This window comes from Promicromonospora aerolata, assembly GCF_042682255.1.
Lineage (GTDB): Bacteria > Actinomycetota > Actinomycetes > Actinomycetales > Cellulomonadaceae > Promicromonospora > Promicromonospora aerolata.
Map to the genome: position 1 here is coordinate 5718890 of NZ_JBHUHF010000001.1, position 17618 is coordinate 5736507.

Below are 17618 nucleotides of genomic sequence, written 5' to 3' on the forward strand. Positions count from 1 at the left end.
CACGGCGGCCCGGTTCTTGTCGCTGCCCGCGCTCTGACGCACGCCCATCGGACGGCGGCTGAACTCGGTCAGGGGGTGACGACGCCGTCGAGGGCCTCGGTGTACTCAACCGGCTTTCCGGTTTGCTGCGCGTAGCGGATCTCGCGTCGCGTGGACTCCCCGATGTATCCGCCCGGGTTGACCACCAGGATGCGGTCGGCGAGGTCGATCTTCGCGAGGTGCAGCACGCCGAGGGCGGCCTTCTGCTCGTCGGTGTTCTGGCCACCGGCATGCTCGAGCTCAGCGGGTGCGACGACGATCGCGCCGGCGAGCGTCAGGTCACGATTCACCGCGCGGAACTCCTCGACGAACCGAGCAGAGCCGCACAGACATACGATCTGCGGGCGGGTTTCCGTCGGCCGCAGGATCGATCCGTCGTCGCTGACCAGGGCGGCAGCTACTCCGTGCTTGGCGGCCAGCGCTGTGAAGGTGGCTCGCGCTGTCCCTGCCTGGCTCCAGGCGAACGCCCCGTAGATCAGCGAGGTGCCGATGCTGTAGTCCGACAACCGGCTTTCGAGCGCGGCGTCACTACGCCAGGCGTCTTCCGCCGGTGCGCCCGGACCGTTCATCGGCGGGAAGGCCTGGATCAGCTCGTCGTAGAACGCCCTGAGACTCGCCGTCGTCACTTCCGGGTTGTCGTACGAGTGGTCCTCGGGCCACTGGGACTGTACTTCCCACCATGCAGGGAAGTCGGCGTCGACGACCGTTACCGGATCGAACGCGAGGATGTCGTAACTCATGGGCGCACCGTAGTGGCCTCTTGGGCGTTTTGATCGTCCGGTGACGTTCGCGGGTGGATCCTCAGCACCGCAAGGCCTGGGGCGCCCCGTGCGATGACGGGGCACCCCCGGACTCGGCCCGGCTTGAACGGGCCGCCATCCTCTTCCGATCGGTCGCGGTCATCCGGAGCCAGCGCGCCTTGAGCGAGGACCATGCAGAGCCTACCGACGAGGTTGGTGGCGGCGTTGACTGCGGGCGAGCGGTACACATTGGGTACACATGAACGCCGTCAAAGCCCGTCTGCCGCCAACCTCACCACCGCGCTGCTACCTCGAAGGATCCCCGAGTTTCCAACGTTCTCGCGGTGCCCAACCAACTCGGTGGACACCGCGAGACATACCGATACACCCTCCGGGAGAACCCGGCGTACAGACCGGCTCGTCCGCTTTTAACGCTCTGGCCAGCGCATTCACACTGCGATGGTGGCGAAGTCCGCAGGAAGTACACCGAGCGACTAGCGAAGCGCGTTCAGTTCGTCGACGGCACGATGGCCGCGCTCGACCACCCCTGGAACGGCATCGTGGCGCCCGTGACGGATGGGGATCTCGAGCATGTGCAGGATGTGTGCCGCGACGAGCATCGCCGCCCCCTCCCAGCCGACCAGGTCGAAGATCCTGCTCCACAGCTGCCGTCGGACGCCGTCCAGCAGAGGATCCCGGAAGGTGTACCACACGAGGTTGGTGAGATCGATCGCCCGCGTGCCGCTCCCTGCGTTTCCGATATCTACGACCGCCACCACCGTTCCATCACGGACCAGGATGTTGCTGGGGGTCGAAAGATCGGCATGGACCATGTCCGGTGCCGCTCGTGGTCGTGGGACGTCGGCACACACGAGCCGTAGGCGCTCGACCAGGTCCGACACCACGGAGGAGTACCCCGGGAGCCTGGCCATGGAACGGCGGAGACGCGACTGCTCCGGCGTCTCGTTGAGATCCGGCCCGGCCCCAGCCGGTTCCTGACCGGTGGCGACCCGCCAGGCGTACGCCCAGTGGTCGTAGGGCTCGGAGGCTTGGCCGGCCTGGAGCTCGATGATCTCCATCAGCTGCTCGACGAGGGACGGGGTCAACTCTGGCGCGGGAACCGCGTCAACCAGGTCCATCAGATGCCATACATGAGTGGCTGTGGCCCCCACTCCGAGCCAGGCCGGGGTGGGATAGCCACGGCCACGCATGTGCTCGACCACTCTCTGGGCTCGTAACGTCTCGTCCAGATGGTTGAGGTGCGCCTGGGGCACTGCCTTGAGCACTGCAGCTGTCCCTCCGGCCAGCTGGATACGCGTGGCACCCCCATTGACGCCTCCGGATAGGCGACCGAGAAGAGTGACCTCTGCCCCGACCACACTGGCCACGTCGTCCAGGACCTCGGCCGGCAGCTCTTCGGGATGGGTGCCCTGGATCATCGGCTCGTGGCCGCAACGGCGGGAGCGCAGCACATGCTCAACACCTTACGGCCGAACGCGGCACCTGTGGCCGGCCTCGTCCTCCTTGAGAGCGGCGAGCACTGGCCAACCGGACATTTGCCTGCGGGCTCGACGCCGCGTCTACCACCAGGTACCGCCGAAGGTGGAGTACTCACTGACTGAGTTCGGGGCGTCTCTCAACGCGGCGCTCGGCCCGCTCGGTGTGTGGGGCGATGCGAACACGGAGCGGATAGAGGCCATTCCTCGACGGTGTCCCGCTCGATGAGTTCAGTGCCGAGCCCTGGTTCAGGGTGGTCTCGGGGACCGTTCAGGTCCATCCCCCATCGTGCCGCGCCGACGTACCTGGCAGCGTGTCCACCATGTTCCCTTCTTCTTCGGCCTTGTCGAGGCTGGCACCGGTGTTCGTGCTGGCTGCTGTGCTGGTGGTGGGTGCCGGTTCGACGGCGGTCGCTTCACCGGCCCGGACCTCGACGCCCCCGACCGGACCAGTGCAGGCAACGGTTCAGGCTTCGCTGGACCGGTTCGTCGCGGGGCACGGGACGCCCGGGATCCAGGCGGCGGTGCTGCGCGACGGCGAGCTGCTCGCGCTGGCCGCAGCAGGGTCGGACGGGAACGGCGGAGCCATGACGACGGCGACGCCGATGCGGATCGAATCGCTGTCCAAGTCGTTCACCGCTCTGGCGGTGCTGCAGCTCGTGGAGTCCCGCGAGCTGGACCTGGACGGTCGGGTGGTCGACCAGCTCCCGGAGCTCCGGGTCGACGATCCACGGGCCGCGACGATCACCCTGCGGCAACTCCTGCACCACACTTCGGGAATGGCCGACGCCACCGCCCCGCCCCTCTACGAGGAGGCGACCCGGACGCTCGCGGACGCCGTGGGGCGCCTGGAGTCCGCAGCGCTCGCGAGCGATCCGGGTGCCGCTGCGGCGTACCACAACCCGAACTACCACGTGGCGGCGCGGCTCGTGGAGGTGACGAGCGGACGGCCGTTCAGCGAGCACCTGGAACAGGAGGTCTTCGACCCGCTCGGCATGGCCGACACCCGGTCGGTCGCGAACGCCGCCACCCGAGTTCCGGGGATGGCCCGGGGGCACCTGCTGGCATGGGACCGGCCGTTCGGCGTGACCGGCCCCGACTACTTCGTCGAGGGGTCCGGCGGTGTCGTCAGCACCGCGGCGGACATGGCGCGCTGGATCGCGATGCAGCAGTCCGGCGGCACCGCTGAGGATGGCACCGGTGTCGTGACGCGCGAGTCGGTCGCCGCGATGCACACGCCGAGCGAGGGCTCGGACGACTACGGCTTCGGGTGGTACAAGGCGCAGTCCGCGGAGGGCCCGCCGGTGCGGATCTCGCACTCCGGGTCGGGCGCGGGCTTCAGCGCCTACCAGGGCATCTTCGAGGACTCCGGCTACGCCGTCGTCGTGCTGATCAACAGCGGTGCAGGACTCACCTCGCCCGACGCCGGTGTCGTCGCGCAGAACCTGCTGCGCGACGTCGACGACGCGGTCCCTGCCCTGACCTCCGGCGCCGACCAGGGCCGGACGGACTGGATCCTCACGGGTGTCGCCGTGGTGACCGTGGGGCTCGGTATCGCAGCACTCGTCCGTGCGCGAGGCTGGGCGCGCCGTCGGACCGGCCGCTGGGTGGCCGTCACGGTGCTCCGGCTCCTGCCGTGGCTGCTGCCGGCCGCAGTATTCGCCGGTGTGCCGGCGCTGCAGCTATGGGCGACGGGGCGAGCTGCGCCGTACGAGCTCCTGTTCCTCGTGAGCCCCGTGGCCATCACCTGGCTCGGGTTGTACGCGGTCACCGGTATCGCTGTCGTGGTGCTCCGTGTGACCCACCTGCTCATGATGAGGCGCGCGCTCAGGCACTGACCGGTCAACGGTGGGACGGGGGCCCACCGCGTGCGCACACGGGCAGGACCGGCTGGGGGTGCAGGCCCCCTTATAGGCTCACCGCTATGACACATCCGTCCGCAATCCAGGAGCGGGAGCACGCGGCGCTCGTCACAGACCTGCGCATGCTGACGCCCGAGCAGTGGCACTCGCCGACGCTGTGCGGCGACTGGACCGTCGAGGACGTCGTCGCGCACCTGGGCGCCGCTTCGAGGCTGACGTTCTGGGGCTGGCTGCGCAGCATGGCGGGTGCCCGCTTCGATGCCGATGTACACAACCAGCGGCGGCTGGAGGAGTTCCGTGGGGACTCGCCCGCGCAGACGCTGGAGCGCTACGCCGCCGCCGGGCCCATCGCGCTTCCTCGGAAGGAGAGCGTGGCCGGGCTGGGGGAGCTGATCGTGCATGCGGAGGATATTCGGCGGCCACTGGGCCTCAAGCACACGCCGGACGCTGAAGGCCTGCTCCTGGTTGCGCAGTTCTTCGCGGTCAAGGACTTCGCTGTGAACAGCAGGTCGCTCGTCAAAGGGCTCCAGCTGACCGCCACCGACGCCGAGTTCCGGACGGGCGACGGGCCTGCAGCCACCGGTCCGCTGCTCTCCCTGGTCATGGCGATGGCGGGACGCCGCGAGGCGCTCGCTGACCTCGAGGGCACCGGCGTGCCTGTGCTGAGCAGGAGACTTGGGGTCTGAGCACGGCCCAGCGGCTCCCACCGCGCAGCCGCTGACCGCGCTCAGCGCCTCGTCTCGTACCTGTTCAGCACGACCCCGCCGGGAAACGTCCGCGTCTCCACCAGGCTCAGGTTCACCCAGCTGTCCGGCGCGGCGAAGAACGGCGTGCCATCACCCACCAGGACGGGATGGGTGACGACCGCGTACTCGTCGATCAGCCCGGCCCGCATCGCCGCCCCCGCGAGTTTCGCGCCACCGACCCTCATCGGTCCACCGTCCTCGGCCTTGAGTCGGGTGATCTCCGCGACCGCGTCGCCGGCGACCAGGCGGGCGTTCCAGTCGACCTTGTCGATCGTCGACGAGAACACCATTTTCGGCGTGTCCCGCCAGTTCCGCGCGAACTCGATCTGTGCCGGGGTGGCGTCCGGCTGCTGGTCGCCGGTCGGCCAGTAGGAGCTCATGGTCTCCCACAGCCTGCGCCCGTACAGGAACAGCTCGACCGCCTTCTCCTCGTCGAGCCACCACTGGAACAGTTCGTCGCTCGGCACGCTCCAGCCGAGATCGTCGCCGGGCGCGGCGATGTAGCCGTCCAGGGACACGTTCATGCCGTAGAGCAGTTTCCGCATGGCTCCAAGCCTTTCCGGAGAGGTCGGTCGAACTGCGTAGCCGCGCTTTAAACCAGCAGCCGCGCTTTAAGTCAGCCGCGCTGTGAAAAGGCATCGCTCGCGAGCTGCCACATTTCATAGTTCCCGCATTCTGCCGTGATCTCAGCCGTCTCCTGAGCTGCGGTGAAGAATGCGTCGGCCATCGGCGAGGTGCGCGACGCCGCCATCGCGACGAATACCTGGTCTGGAGCGAGGTCGGGGATGGGTACGTAGCGGATATCGGGCCGTGAGTAGAACACGGTCTCCGAACGGCCTACGAACGAGATGCCGCGGCCGGCCGCGACGTGCTCGAGTTTTTCCTCGACCCCGCGCACCCGCAGCCCGGAGTCGGGGTGCGGGCGCCGGGTGGGCTGCGTGCTCGGGTCGGCGTGCCAGACCAACGGCTCACCGGCCAGGTCGGCCTCGGCGACCTCCTCCTTGCCCGCCAACCGGTGGTCGGCGGGTAGCGCCACCATGAGCGGCTCGGTGTAGAGCGGAGTCAGCCGTAGGCCGGTCTCGTCGATGGGCAGCCGCACATAGCCGACGTCGACGCGGCCGTCGAGCAGCATCGGGGCCTGGTCGTCCCATTCCATGCGCTGCACGTCCACGACCACGTCCGGATGCCGGGCCTCGAAGGCCCGCGTCGCCGGGATCACCGGGATGCCGGCCCGGAAGCCGACCACCAGCCGCCGGCTGCCCCGGGCGGCCACGGATACCCGATGCCGGGCCGCGTGCGCGGAGGCGAGCAGCGGACCGGCGTCGTCCAGCAGCTGTCGGCCTGCGTCGGTCAGCGCTACGCCGTGGCTGTCCCGGGTGAACAGCGAGGCGCCGAGCTCCTGTTCCAGTGCGCGGATCTGCCGGCTGAGTACCGGCTGCGCAATGTGCAGATCGTCGGCGGCGCGGCCGAAGTGCAGCCGGTCCGCGACGGCGACGAAGTAGCGCAGCTTGCGCAGGTCCAGATCCATGGGGCCTCCCGGTCCGGCAATGCCCCCAAGGTATCACCACGGCTGAAAAGGGTCTTGGACACCCGCTCAAGCCGATGGCATCGTTCATGGAACCCGAGCAGATCCGGTTGCGAGTATTCATTCTCAGAATCGGGCCCGCCGAATTCGACGTCGGGACCTCGCTGCACTATTCATCAATTCAATGGAGTGATCGTGGGAAAGCTCGATGGCAAGGTAGCTGTGATCACCGGTGGATCCACCGGCCTGGCACTGGCCGGGGCCAAGCTGTTCGTCGAGGAAGGTGCGTATGTCTTCATCCAGGCCCGGCGGCAGGAGGCGCTGGACGAGGCCGTCAAGCTGATCGGCCGCAACGTCACCGCCGTCCAGGGTGACGCGGCCGACCTGGACGACCTGGAGCGCCTGTACGACACGGTCAAGCGGGAGAAGGGCTCCATCGACGTGCTGTGGGCCAGTGCCGGGATGGGTGAACCTGCCGTTCTCGGCGAGATCACCGAGGAGCAGTTCGACCGCGCCTTCTCGCTCAACGCGCGCGGCACCCTGTTCACCGTGCAGAAGGCTCTGCCGCTGATCAACGACAACGGCTCGATCCTCATGACCGGATCCAACGCCTCGCTCGGCGCCTTCCCCGGGTGGAGCCTCTACGCCGGAAGCAAGGCGGTCCAGCAGGCCTGGGCCCGCGTCTGGCTCAACGAGCTGCGCGACCGCAAGATCCGGGTCAACGTCCTGACGCCGGGGCAGGTCGGCACGGCCAAGCAGGAAGAGCTGTTCGACGAGGCGACCAGGGCTGCCTTCGAGTCCCTCATCCCTCGCGGACAGATGGGCCGCCCCGAAGAGATCGCCACCATCGCCCTGTTCCTCGCCTCCGACGACTCCAGCTATGTCAACGGCCTGGAACTGGTCGCCGACGGCGGCACCACCGCCCTCTGAGGCGTGCACCCGGCATGAACGAGACAGATCGACACCCGAGAACGGAAGCGAGCACACGTCATGAGCAGCATCACCCTCATCGGTACGGGGAACATGGCCCGAACCATCGGCACGCGCGCGGTGGCGGGCGGCAACACCGTCGAGGTCATGGGACGCGATCAGTCCAAGGCGGATGACCTGGCCAAGGCTCTGGGCGGTGGCACCACGGCAGGTAAGTGGGGCGCCGTCCCGACCGGGGACATCGTCATCACAGCCCTGCTGCACGACGGCGTCGTCCCGGCCGTCACCGAGTACGGAGACGCCCTGGTGGGCAAGGCCATCGTCGACATCAGCAACCCGTTCAACGCCGCGTTCGACGGTCTGGCCCACAGCGAGCCGACCTCGATCGCGCAGGAGGTCGCCAAGATCGCCCCGGCCGGTGCCAGCGTGTTCAAGGCCTTCAACACCATCTTCCGTGGCGTCCTGGAGCAGGGCCGGCCCGACGTCTTCTTCGCGGGCGACGACTCGCAGGCCAAGGCAGACGTGGCGGCATTCATCGAGAGCCTCGGACTGCGACCGCTGGATGTCGGCGGCTTGAAGATGGCGCACTGGCTGGAAGGGATGGGCGTCGTCACGGTGGGCCTCGCGGGCCACGGGGTCGGCCACGGGAACTTTGCCCTCGGCGCCAACGAAGTGACCGCCTGAGTCCGCTCGGGCAGAGCCGGCAAGGTCACCATCGACATCTCCAACACCTTCAACGCCGTCTTCGGCCACGTCCTGGTCCAGGAGCGTCCGTTGGACGTGTTCTTCGCCGGAGACGACGCGGACGCCAAGGCGAACGTGTCGGCGTTCATCGAGAGCCTCGGGCTGCGCCCCCTCGACGTCGGCGGCCTGGAGATGTCCCGCTGGCTGGAAGGGGGCGGACCGCTCCTGATGGGCCTGGCCCGCCACGGCGCGGGGAGCTACGACATCGCTCTCAGCGTCGACCTCCCCGGCTGAGCGCACTCCACATCACTGTTCATTTCGCCGCACCACCCACAAGGAGCAGCAACGTGCACGTCTTCGTCACTGGCGGGACCGGCCATACCGGTTCGCACATCGTCCCCGAGCTCGTCGCCGCCGGCCACGAGGTCACCGGCCTGGCCCGGTCGGACGCGGCCGCGGCGGCGCTGTCCGCACTGGGCGCGAAGGTACGCCGCGGCGAACTCCAGGATCTCGACGGGCTCAAGGAGGCCGCCGCGGAATCCGACGGCGTCATCCACGTCGCGCACCGGCAGGACCTGCTTCCGTCCGGCGGGATCGACGCCGTGGCCGCCGCGGAGGTCCCGATCATGCTCGCGTACGGCGAGGCGCTCGCGGGAACCGGAAAGCCGCTGGTCGCGGCAGGGAGCATCGGCTCGCCCGGGAACGGGCGCACCCTGGACCGGCTCGCCACCGAGGAGGACCCGGCCCTCCCGGTCGGCGACGAGCACCGGGGCACCCTGCGGGCTCGTAACGTCGTGGAGACCGCGGTCATCGGCCTCGCGGAGCGGGGAGTGCGGTCCTCGGTCGTCCGGATCGCCAACATCGCGCACAGCACGACCGATCGGGCCGGCTTCCTCCCCACGCTGATCGCGCTCGCGAAGGAGAGGGGCTTCGCCGGCTACCCCGGGGACGGCACGAACCGGTGGAACGCCGTGCACGTGCGCGATGCCGCCACCGTGTTCCGCCTGGCCCTGGAGCAGGGCCCGGCTGGCGCGTACTGGCACGCGGTGGGGGACGAAGGCATCCCGGTCCGCGAGATCGCCGAGGCCATCGGCAGCAGGCTGGGCCTGCCCGCCGTGAGCATTCCCCTGGACGAGCTGGTGCTCCCGGGGTACTTCGGATTCCTCACGAACGTGGTCACGCGGAGCTACCCGGCGTCCAACCTCATCACCCGGCGCACCCTCGGCTGGGAACCTGCTCGGCCCGGGTTGCTCGCCGACCTGGACAACGGCCATTACTTCCCCTCACCCGACGTCCCCGCCATCTGAGGGCACATCTGAGGTCAGCGACCGGCAGTGCGACCCCCGTCCGGCGCGTCCAGGTGCGGGTGGCGCCGTCGCCGGCCGCGTGATTCGTGGCAGCATGCGCCCATGAAGCTGTATGAGCGCATCGATGGTCGGCTACGCCAGTTCGTCGAGCGGCAGCAGATGTTCTTCGTGGCGACGGCGCCGCTCGCGGCGGACGGGCACGTGAACCTCTCGCCGCGCGGCGTCCCCGGCACCTTCGCCGTGCTCGACGAGCACACGTTCGCGTGGCTGGACGGCACCGGGAGCGGTAGCGAGACGGTGGCGCACCTGCGGGAGAACGGGCGGATCACGCTGATGTTCTGCGCGTTCGACGGCCCGCCGAACATCGTGCGGCTCCACGGCACCGGCCGCGTGGTGACGCGGTACGACGACGAGTACGCCGCGCTGGCCGGCCGGTTCATCGACCTGCCCGGCGCTCGCGCCGTCATCGTGGTCGACGTCGACCGGGTCTCCGACAGCTGCGGCTGGGGTGTGCCCCTCATGTCGTACGACGGCGAGCGGGACATCATCGGACCGTACTTCGAGCGCAAGGGCGAGACCGGGCAGCGGCAGTTCCGACGGACCAAGAACCGGACGAGCATCGACGGCCTGCCGGCCTACGACGTCGACCCGCTCGAGGACCTGGACCCGGTCCCGTAGGCCCTGGGCCCGGTACCGAACCGTCGCCGTCCGGTGCGGCGCCGCGGGCAGCTGCCCGCGGCGCCGACGGTGCACCCTAGACCTGCCGGTCGACCGGCAGGCTGCCGCGCATCTCGGAGATCAGCTGCGGCGTGAGGGTGCCCTCGGTGCGGGACACCAGGAGCGCCATCTCATAGCCGACGAGGCCGATGTCGCACGCGGCCTCCGCGACCACGCCGAGGACGGACCCGTTCGAGACGCTCATCAGGAACAGGAATCCCTTGTCCATCTCGATGATGGTCTGGCGGACGTTGCCGCCGTTGAGCTGACGTGCAGCTCCGCGCGTGAGGCTGGACATGCCCGAGACGATCGCGGCGAGCTGGTCGCCGCTGGTGCGGTCGAGCTGGTCGGACATCGCCATGAGCAGGCCGTCCGCTGAAACCACGAGCGTGTGCCGGCTGCCCGGGACGGTGCGCACGAAGTTGTCGAGCAGCCACCCGAAATTCGTCGCTTCGGTACTGAGGGTCACTCTTTGCTCCTCTGGTACCTGCTCCCCGCGGGCGGGCTCAGTCAGGCAACCGGTTGAACTTGCGGATCTGGGCGTAGAGCATGCGTGCGGGAGCGACGCGGCGCAGCATGCTGATGCGTCCGGTCAACGGGTCGGGTATCGCAGCTTCGGCATGGGATCCGTCGCTGCGGACACGATAGCCCCCGCAACGGTGATGGGAAACGACGCAGACTCGCACTTTCATCCCGAACCGGGCACTGACGCCGTCGGGCTCGGCGGGGGACCACCGTCGGCAGGGGTACGTCAGCCGACGCGGATGAACGTCGGGCTGGACTGCCAGATGCTCGTGTACCGGACGCTCTTGCCGGGCACCGGGGCCTCGATCTGCATGCCGTCGCCCGCATAGATCGCGATGTGCCCGGGAGTCCAGATCATGTCGCCCGGCTGGGCCTCGGCCCAGGACACGGCGGTGCCGGCGTATCGCTGCGCGGACGAGGTGCGCGGAAGGTCGATACCGACCTGGGCGTAGACGTAGGACGTGAAGCCGGAACAGTCGAATCCGGCCGGGGTGGTCCCGCCCCACACGTACGGGACGCCGAGGTAGCGCATCGCGATGGACACCACCGCCGAGCCGCGCTGCGCGGCTGCCTCCGCCTCGGCCTCGGCGGCGCGCTCCCTCTGGTACTCCTCGTTCTCGGCGGCCGAGACGACCGTGACCGGTGCCTTCTCCACCCGCAGCTCCGCGTCGGGCGTGACGGCGACGACGTTCGCGGCGGCGATGCTCTCGCGGGCCTTGGCGGTCAGGGTGTTGAGGTCTGTCGCGTTGAGCGTGCCCTGGACGGGCTTGCCGGCCAGCGCCGTGCTGAGCTCGGTCGCCGGCGCCGCCTGGGCGGGCGGGGCGATCAGGGACAGCAGGACGCCGCCTCCCGCCGCGGCGATCACCGCACCACGACCGGTGACCACGCCGGCCTGCCCGGTGGCTGCTCGGGTGACACGGGTCAGAACGGGGCGTTGTGCCGCCCGGTGGCGCCCGCGACGAGGTTGCGACGTGACCGGGATGGACAGGGGATCCATGAAGGCTCGGACCTTTCCAATTGAACGCGACATATCAGGCTGGTGGCGTGGCCAAGAGTAACGGAACGGCCACGGCTGTCGACACCCCTCTGGTGCGGGGCGCCGGTGTGCCTCGGGGGTCGGCCGGTCAGAGAGAATGCTCCCCATGAGACTTCTGCTCCTCCGCCACGGACAGACCCCCTCGAACGTCGAAGGGCTGCTGGACACGGCACACCCGGGTCCAGGGCTGACCACGCTCGGCGAGCGGCAGGCGGCTGCGGTCCCGCACGCGCTGCGCGACCGCCAGGTCGACGCGATCGCGGTGTCCCCGCTGGTCCGGACGGCGCGCACCGCCGCGCCGCTCGCCCGCGCACGGGGCCTCGAGCCGCTGACGGTGGACGGTCTGCAGGAGATCGAGGCGGGCGAGCTCGAGATGGCCGGCGCCCACACGGCGCATCAGCGCTACCTCGGTACCGCGTTCGCCTGGGCACGCGGTGACGTCGACCGGGCGATGCCCGGCGGACCGGACGGCCGGGCGTTCCTCGGCCGCTACGACAGGGCCGTCGAGGCGATCGCCGCGCGTGGCTGGGACAGCGTCGTCGTGGTCTCCCACGGCGCGGCCATCCGCGCGTGGGTGTCGTCGCGGGCGGCCGGCGTCGATATCGACCACGTCGAGCGGACCGCACTGGCGAACACGGGACTGGTGGAGGTCGACGGGGATCCCGTCGGGGGCTGGCGGCTCGTGGACTGGACCTCCGAGCCGGTCGGCGGGATCGAGCTGGACGCACCCGCTGCGGACGACCCGACCGGGGAGCCGGTCGAGGGCTGACCCGGCGAGAGCAGCTGTCCGGCCCTCAGGCGGACGTGACCCGCCCCAGCTCCGGGGGCAGGTCGTCCGCGTGCCGCACGACGAGGGACGTCACCGCGCGGGTGAGGCAGACGTACAGCCGGCGCAGGCCCGTCGCGTGGTTGGGCTCGGCCGCCACGATCCCGGCGGGATCGTGCAGCACCACGTGGTCGAACTCGAGGCCCTTGGCCAGCGAGGCGGGCACCAGGTCCAGGTGCGCGTCGAACTCCGACGTGTCGTCCGCGGCGTCGCGTTCGTCGTCGCGCTCGCCCACCACCGCGAACGTGAGCCCGACGGCGGTGAGGCTGCCGCGGACGTGCGGCACGGCGGCGTCGGGCACGATCAGGCCGACGGACCCCTCCAGGGCCGGGACTCCGACGAGCACGTCGTCGAGCGGCGCCGTGGTGATCGTCAGTCGGCCGCGGGCCCGCCGGACCGCGGTCGGAGGCTCCAGGCCGGGCGCGATGCTGGGCAGCAGGCGGGCGGCGAGGTCGATCACGTCGGCCGGCACGCGGAACCCCGCGGTGAGCTGCTCCACGTGCCCGTCGGGCTTGGCGAGGTGGGCCAGTACGTCCGACCAGTCGCTCGACGCCCACGGCGTGGTGGCCTGTGCGAGGTCGCCCAGCACGGTGAGCGAACCCGTCGCGGCGCGGCGCCCGAGGGCGCGCAGCATCATCGCCGAGAGATCCTGCGCCTCGTCGACGACGATGTGCGCCAGCGACTCCGTGCGGTCGAGCAGGTCGGCCAGCTCGTCGAGCAGCACGAGGTCCGCCGTCGTCCACCGGGCCGATCCGGCCGCGCGGGGCGGACGCTCCCAGGTCAGGAGGCGCTGTTCGGCCTCGGACAGGATGCCGTCGGCGCACTCGGCGAGGAACGTGGGGTCCGAGAGCAGCCGGAAGAGCAGCCTGCGCGGTTCGACCGCCGGCCACACCGCCGCCGCGTAGTCCCGGACGGGCTTGGTCCGCGCCAGGACGTCCCACGCCCGGTCGTCGAGCGCGTCGCCGGTCTCCTCGATCTGGACGAGCACCCGGTGCGCGAGTGCGTGCCGCAGCTGGGCGGCGCCCAGCGCGTACCGCACGTCCCGTGCCCGGATCTGCTCGATGGCCTCGCGGGCCTCGTACGCGGGGACCCGCCAGCGGAACGATCCGCGCGGCAGCACCAGCGTGTCCTCCGGCGTGGCGACGTGCGACCACACGGCACGCCGCAGCACCGCCGCCATCCGGCCGTCGCCCTTCAGCGTCCCGAGGCCGGCGGGCTCGGTGGCGCGCACCGGGGCGTGGTTGCCGACCAGCTCCTCGATGGTCGCCTGCGTCGCGTGGATCTCGCCCAGAGCGGGCAGGACGTCGCGGATGTACCGCAGAAAGCTCTTGTTCGGCCCGACCACGAGCACGCCGCGACGGGTGAGCTGCTCACGGTGCGCGTACAAGAGGTAGGCCGCGCGGTGCAGCCCGACCGCCGTCTTGCCCGTGCCGGGGGCGCCCTGCACCACGAGCGTGCGCTCCAGCGGCATGCGGACGATGACGTCCTGCTCCGGCTGGATGGTCGCGACGATGTCGCGCATCGGGCCGGTGCGCGGGCGCTCGATCTCGGCCTCGAGGATCTCCGAGTGCGGGGTGCCGTCGAGGTCGGCGGGACCGTCGGCGGTCCGGTCGGCGCGGGTCAGGGGCTCGTCCTCGAACCCGGTGAGGTGCCCCCGGGCGAAGCCGTACCGACGCCGGTCCGTGATGCCCATCGGCTCCTTCGGCGTGGCCCGGTAGAACGGGGTGCTCACCGGCGCGCGCCAGTCCACCACCATCGGCTCGCCGTCCGGGTCGGAGACGTGGCGTCGTCCGATGTGGAAGGTCTCCGCGTCCTCGCCGACGGTGATCCGGCCGAAGAAGAGCGGGATCTCGGGGTCGTCGGTGAGCTGTTCCATCCGTCGGGCGAGCGCGGCCTCCAGGACCTCCGCGCTGACCCGGTCGCCGGCGTAGCGGCCGTCGAGCGCGGCCACGCGGTCCCGCATCCGGCCGAGCTGACGCCTGGCCTCGGCGAGAAACTCCCGTTCCTGGGCGAGCTCGGACACGTCGGCAGGCATGAGGGGACCCTCCAGGGTCTACGGGGGACTGGGTGGTGGGACGTTCGAGCGAACGAACGCGTGAGTTTAGTGCCGCAGGGGCCGACGGGGCGGCTCTTTTTCGCGGGGGGTGTGCGCTGCCGCGGCGTATATGTCCTTGGAGTCCGTTTCCACTGTCGCGGCAACCGGCCCCACGGTACGGTCGGGGAACCGCCCGGCCAATCGAGGAGCCCCAGTGTCGTCCGACGAGCTGCCCCAGGAGTTCCAGATCGACGTACCCGACGAGATGGAGACGGGCGTACCGGCCGACTTCGCCTCCGTGTGGCACACACCGACGTCGTTCATCCTGGACTTCATCGCCGTGAAGCAGCCGCCGAGCCCGGTCTCGGACCCGGAGTCGGGAGAAGTCACCTCGATCACCGTGCCGGGCCGGGTGGTGTCCCGCGTGCGCATTCCTCCGCAGCAGGTGTTCGAGCTCGCCAAGGCGCTCACTATGCAGCTCGACGCCTGGGAGAAGGAAAGCGCACCGGCCGTACGCAATCCCGGTGCGGCAGAGGGGCCCGATGGTCCGAAACGATCGTCAGAGAATTGAACCTTGTGAATCTTTTTCTTGAACGATTGTCCAACTCGGCGCCTATTTGTCCGGTCTGACCAGGGAGTATGTTCCAGTTTGACCCTAGAAACTACGGCTTATACCAGTCCTGTGGGCGAAATGTAAGTCTCAGGGGCTGTTCCACTTGCGATCTTCACGGATGTAGGCTTCCCGTGATCGCGACGAAGGCGTTGCAATCTCCCAGAGTTGCCCGGGGGTCGGGCGACCCGTTCCGGCGGCCGTGTCGGGGAGCAATGAACAGGGGCGATGCAAGTGAGCACCACGGAATTCGATAACAGGGGGCGCACGGGCGGGATCATGTTCGAAGAACAGTCCCGCACGAGTGTCGTGAGCATGTGGGGAGAGATCGATGTCTCTTTGCGCGGTGAGTCGAGCGCGGCGATAGCCAATGCCCTGGAGAGGGCGAAGTCGGTCGTGATCGACACCTCCCGGGTGACGTTCATGGACTCGACCGGCGTCGCGTTCCTCATGCAGATGTACACCTACGGAACGCAGGACGGGCTGACCGTCACCCTTCCGGATCCGCCACCGGTGGTCCGCAGCGTCATCGAGATGCTCGGGGTCGACGCGCTCTTCGCCCAGCCGGCTCAGCCGGCCGTGGCGCGGGAGGCCTGACCCGGTCCCGCCGACCAGGCCGGGCCCGTGGGCCGACCGCGCCCGCAGGCGGGGCGCAGCCGGTCAGCGCTCCGCGGCCAGTGCCGCCGCGCCGACGATCCCTGCCGCGTTCCGCAGCTGGGCCGGAATGATCGGCGCACGCAGGTGCAGGCTGGGCAGGTACTTCTCGTGGTGCTTGCTCACACCGCCGCCCACGACGATGAGGTCGGGGGACAGCAGGTCCTCGACCACGCCGAAATAGCGCTGCAGCCGCTCTGCCCACTCGTCCCAGGACAGGTCCTCCCGCTCGCGCGCGGAGTCGGCGGCCCGGGACTCGGCGTCGTGCCCGTCGATCTCCAGGTGCCCCAGCTCGGTGTTCGGCACCAGGACGCCGTCGACCACGAGGGCCGAGCCGATCCCCGTGCCGAGGGTGGCCACCAGCACCACGCCGTCGGTGTTGCGGGCGGCGCCGTACCGCACCTCACCCACGCCGGCGGCATCGGCGTCGTTGACCGCCACGACGTGGCGGCCGGACGTGCGCTGCACGAGCGCCGGCAGGTCCACGCCGGTCCAGGACTGGTCGAGGTTGGCCATCGAGCGCACCACGCCGTGGTGCATCGGTGCCGGGAAGGCGACGCCGATGGGGACGTCGTCGGGCAGGTCGTAGCTGTCGACGAGCGCGGTGACCACCTCTGCCACGGCCTGCGGGGTGGAGGGCACGGGGGTGGGGATGCGAGTGCGCTTCTCCGCGTACTCGCCCGCCGTGAGATCGACGGGCGCGCCCTTGATCCCAGAACCTCCGATGTCGATGCCGAACGCCAGGTCACTCATGTCAGGATCGTCTCATGAGCACCGAAAAGCAGTACTGGTACAACACCGAGACGGGCGAGGTCGAGGAGGGGCGGCGTTCCTCCTGGACACACCTGATGGGCCCGTACGGCAGCCGCGCCGAGGCGCAGCAGGCCCTGGAGAACGCGAAGGCGCGCAACGAGTCCTGGGAGCAGGAGGACGAGGAGTGGCGCGACAAGTAGCCGCGGACTACTTGTCGAACGAGTGGTCCGCGTCCGGGAACGACGCGTCCTTGACCTCGGCGACGTAGTCCTGCGCGGCCTGCTGCAGGGCCGACCCGAGCTCGGCGTAGCGCCGGGCGAAGCGCGGCGACCAGTTGGTCATGCCCGCCATGTCCGTCCACACCAGCACCTGGCCGTCGCAGTGCGGTCCGGCGCCGATGCCGATGGTCGGGATGCGCGCGGACCCGGTGATCCGGGCGGCGACGTCGACGGGCACCATCTCCAGGACGACGGCGACCGCGCCGGCGTCCTCGACCGCCTGCGCGTCGGCGGCCAGGCCCTCCACGGCGGTGTCGCCGCGGCCCTGGACGCGCGGCCCGCCCAGCAGGTGCTCCGACTGCGGCGTGTACCCGAGGTGGGCCACGACCGGGATGCCGGCGTCGGTCAGCGCGCGGATCTGCGGTGCGGAACGCAGACCGCCCTCCAGCTTCACGGCGTCGGCGCCCGTCTCCTTGAAGACCCGCACCGCCGTCTCCAGCGCCTGCTGGGGCCCCGCCTCGTAGGAGCCGAACGGCAGGTCGATCACCACGAAGGCGCGCTTCGCGGCCCGGGCGACGGCGCGGGCGGCGGGGATCATGTCGTCGACGGTCACCGGGATGGTGGTGGCGTGGCCGTGCATGACGTTCCCGATCGAGTCGCCGACGAGCAGGATGTCCAGGCCTGCCGCGTCGAAGATCGCGGCCGTCACCGCGTCGTACGCGGTGAGCATCGCCAGCTTCTCCCCACGGGCCTTGGCCTCCGCCAGGTGGTGCACGCGGACCCGCTTGGGACCCTGAATGGGGGACGTGTGGGCGGACATGGTTCTCCTGTGGTTCGGGCGGCCTCGGTGCCGCACGAAAGCCTACGACCGGTCGTCCATGACCGGTACACGCGCCTGTAACAGGTTTAGTGCAA

The 17618-nt window shown here is 70.0% G+C and carries 21 protein-coding genes; 12 read left to right on the forward strand and 9 right to left on the reverse strand.

The features are described 5' to 3' along the window. Positions 1 to 68: 68 nt before the first annotated feature. Together ACFSL2_RS25505 and ACFSL2_RS25510 are read right to left on the reverse strand one after the other, a co-directional pair. Positions 69 to 779: a hypothetical protein gene (locus ACFSL2_RS25505; protein WP_377200523.1), complete on the reverse strand. Its 711-nt coding sequence runs from the start codon at positions 777 to 779 to the stop codon at positions 69 to 71. Between the two features lie 494 nt (positions 780 to 1273). Further along, positions 1274 to 2251, reverse strand: coding sequence for a phosphotransferase (locus ACFSL2_RS25510; RefSeq protein WP_377200524.1), 978 nt, complete (start codon positions 2249 to 2251; stop codon positions 1274 to 1276). On the opposite strand from ACFSL2_RS25510, the gene ACFSL2_RS25515 reads away from it, so the two are divergent. The 3 genes from ACFSL2_RS25515 to ACFSL2_RS25525 all read left to right on the forward strand — a co-directional run bounded on the left by ACFSL2_RS25515 (position 2205) and on the right by ACFSL2_RS25525 (position 4823). Further along, positions 2205 to 2504 (forward strand): winged helix-turn-helix transcriptional regulator, encoded by a 300-nt coding sequence (locus ACFSL2_RS25515; RefSeq protein ID WP_377200525.1) that lies wholly within the window; start codon positions 2205 to 2207, stop codon positions 2502 to 2504. The two genes, ACFSL2_RS25510 and ACFSL2_RS25515, sit on opposite strands and share 47 nt — an antisense overlap. A 94-nt stretch (positions 2505 to 2598) precedes the next feature. After that, positions 2599 to 4113 carry a serine hydrolase domain-containing protein gene (locus ACFSL2_RS25520; protein ID WP_377200526.1) on the forward strand — a complete coding sequence of 505 codons (1515 nt, stop codon included), beginning with the start codon at positions 2599 to 2601 and terminating at the stop codon, positions 4111 to 4113. An 86-nt stretch (positions 4114 to 4199) separates the two neighbouring features. Then, the gene (locus ACFSL2_RS25525) at positions 4200 to 4823 is read left to right on the forward strand and encodes a maleylpyruvate isomerase family mycothiol-dependent enzyme (protein WP_377200527.1); all 624 of its coding nucleotides are present in this window, start codon (positions 4200 to 4202) and stop codon (positions 4821 to 4823) included. 41 nt (positions 4824 to 4864) lie between these two features. Here the strand turns inward: ACFSL2_RS25525 and ACFSL2_RS25530 are convergent, their stop codons facing one another. Together ACFSL2_RS25530 and ACFSL2_RS25535 are read right to left on the reverse strand one after the other, a co-directional pair. Beyond that, positions 4865 to 5428 carry a dihydrofolate reductase family protein gene (locus ACFSL2_RS25530; protein ID WP_377200528.1) on the reverse strand — a complete coding sequence of 188 codons (564 nt, stop codon included), beginning with the start codon at positions 5426 to 5428 and terminating at the stop codon, positions 4865 to 4867. 71 nt (positions 5429 to 5499) lie between these two features. Continuing rightward, the gene (locus tag ACFSL2_RS25535; RefSeq protein ID WP_377200529.1) at positions 5500 to 6411 is read right to left on the reverse strand and encodes a LysR family transcriptional regulator; all 912 of its coding nucleotides are present in this window, start codon (positions 6409 to 6411) and stop codon (positions 5500 to 5502) included. A 192-nt stretch (positions 6412 to 6603) separates the two neighbouring features. Between ACFSL2_RS25535 and ACFSL2_RS25540 the strand changes: the two genes are divergently transcribed. The 5 genes from ACFSL2_RS25540 to ACFSL2_RS25560 all read left to right on the forward strand — a co-directional run bounded on the left by ACFSL2_RS25540 (position 6604) and on the right by ACFSL2_RS25560 (position 10007). Then, positions 6604 to 7338, forward strand: a complete 735-nt coding sequence (locus tag ACFSL2_RS25540) for an SDR family NAD(P)-dependent oxidoreductase (RefSeq protein ID WP_377200530.1) — start codon at positions 6604 to 6606, stop codon at positions 7336 to 7338. 60 nt (positions 7339 to 7398) lie between these two features. Beyond that, positions 7399 to 8022, forward strand: coding sequence for an NADPH-dependent F420 reductase (locus ACFSL2_RS25545; RefSeq protein ID WP_377200531.1), 624 nt, complete (start codon positions 7399 to 7401; stop codon positions 8020 to 8022). 90 nt (positions 8023 to 8112) lie between these two features. Continuing rightward, positions 8113 to 8316 (forward strand): NAD(P)-binding domain-containing protein, encoded by a 204-nt coding sequence (locus ACFSL2_RS25550; RefSeq protein ID WP_377200532.1) that lies wholly within the window; start codon positions 8113 to 8115, stop codon positions 8314 to 8316. 53 nt (positions 8317 to 8369) lie between these two features. Next, positions 8370 to 9329, forward strand: coding sequence for an SDR family oxidoreductase (locus ACFSL2_RS25555; RefSeq protein WP_377200533.1), 960 nt, complete (start codon positions 8370 to 8372; stop codon positions 9327 to 9329). Positions 9330 to 9431: 102 nt separating this feature from the next. Continuing rightward, positions 9432 to 10007, forward strand: coding sequence for a pyridoxamine 5'-phosphate oxidase family protein (locus ACFSL2_RS25560; RefSeq protein WP_377200534.1), 576 nt, complete (start codon positions 9432 to 9434; stop codon positions 10005 to 10007). Between the two features lie 76 nt (positions 10008 to 10083). Here the strand turns inward: ACFSL2_RS25560 and ACFSL2_RS25565 are convergent, their stop codons facing one another. Continuing rightward, complete coding sequence (locus tag ACFSL2_RS25565; RefSeq protein ID WP_377200535.1) at positions 10084 to 10515, reverse strand: roadblock/LC7 domain-containing protein; 432 nt, start codon at positions 10513 to 10515, stop codon at positions 10084 to 10086. Between the two features lie 282 nt (positions 10516 to 10797). Beyond that, positions 10798 to 11568 carry a C40 family peptidase gene (locus ACFSL2_RS25570; RefSeq protein ID WP_377200536.1) on the reverse strand — a complete coding sequence of 257 codons (771 nt, stop codon included), beginning with the start codon at positions 11566 to 11568 and terminating at the stop codon, positions 10798 to 10800. 145 nt (positions 11569 to 11713) lie between these two features. Here ACFSL2_RS25570 and ACFSL2_RS25575 point away from each other — a divergent pair, with 145 nt between their 5' ends. Continuing rightward, positions 11714 to 12376 carry a histidine phosphatase family protein gene (locus ACFSL2_RS25575; protein WP_377200537.1) on the forward strand — a complete coding sequence of 221 codons (663 nt, stop codon included), beginning with the start codon at positions 11714 to 11716 and terminating at the stop codon, positions 12374 to 12376. Positions 12377 to 12401: 25 nt separating this feature from the next. Here the strand turns inward: ACFSL2_RS25575 and ACFSL2_RS25580 are convergent, their stop codons facing one another. Next, positions 12402 to 14468, reverse strand: a complete 2067-nt coding sequence (locus ACFSL2_RS25580; protein WP_377200538.1) for a HelD family protein — start codon at positions 14466 to 14468, stop codon at positions 12402 to 12404. 214 nt (positions 14469 to 14682) lie between these two features. Here ACFSL2_RS25580 and ACFSL2_RS25585 point away from each other — a divergent pair, with 214 nt between their 5' ends. Together ACFSL2_RS25585 and ACFSL2_RS25590 are read left to right on the forward strand one after the other, a co-directional pair. After that, entirely contained in the window at positions 14683 to 15039 is a 357-nt protein-coding gene (locus ACFSL2_RS25585) for a DUF3467 domain-containing protein (protein WP_377200539.1), read from the forward strand. A gap of 267 nt (positions 15040 to 15306) precedes the next feature. Next, complete coding sequence (locus ACFSL2_RS25590; RefSeq protein WP_377200540.1) at positions 15307 to 15675, forward strand: STAS domain-containing protein; 369 nt, start codon at positions 15307 to 15309, stop codon at positions 15673 to 15675. Between the two features lie 63 nt (positions 15676 to 15738). Here ACFSL2_RS25590 and ppgK read toward each other — a convergent pair whose 3' ends face one another. Beyond that, positions 15739 to 16485 carry a polyphosphate--glucose phosphotransferase gene (gene ppgK, locus ACFSL2_RS25595; protein WP_377200541.1) on the reverse strand — a complete coding sequence of 249 codons (747 nt, stop codon included), beginning with the start codon at positions 16483 to 16485 and terminating at the stop codon, positions 15739 to 15741. Between the two features lie 14 nt (positions 16486 to 16499). Between ppgK and ACFSL2_RS25600 the strand changes: the two genes are divergently transcribed. After that, on the forward strand, positions 16500 to 16685 hold the full coding sequence (locus tag ACFSL2_RS25600) for an SPOR domain-containing protein (protein WP_377200542.1): 186 nt from the start codon (positions 16500 to 16502) through the stop codon (positions 16683 to 16685). A 7-nt stretch (positions 16686 to 16692) separates the two neighbouring features. On the opposite strand, the gene panB is transcribed toward ACFSL2_RS25600, so the two are convergent. Next, complete coding sequence (gene panB, locus ACFSL2_RS25605) at positions 16693 to 17523, reverse strand: 3-methyl-2-oxobutanoate hydroxymethyltransferase (protein ID WP_377200543.1); 831 nt, start codon at positions 17521 to 17523, stop codon at positions 16693 to 16695. Positions 17524 to 17618: the final 95 nt, after the last annotated feature.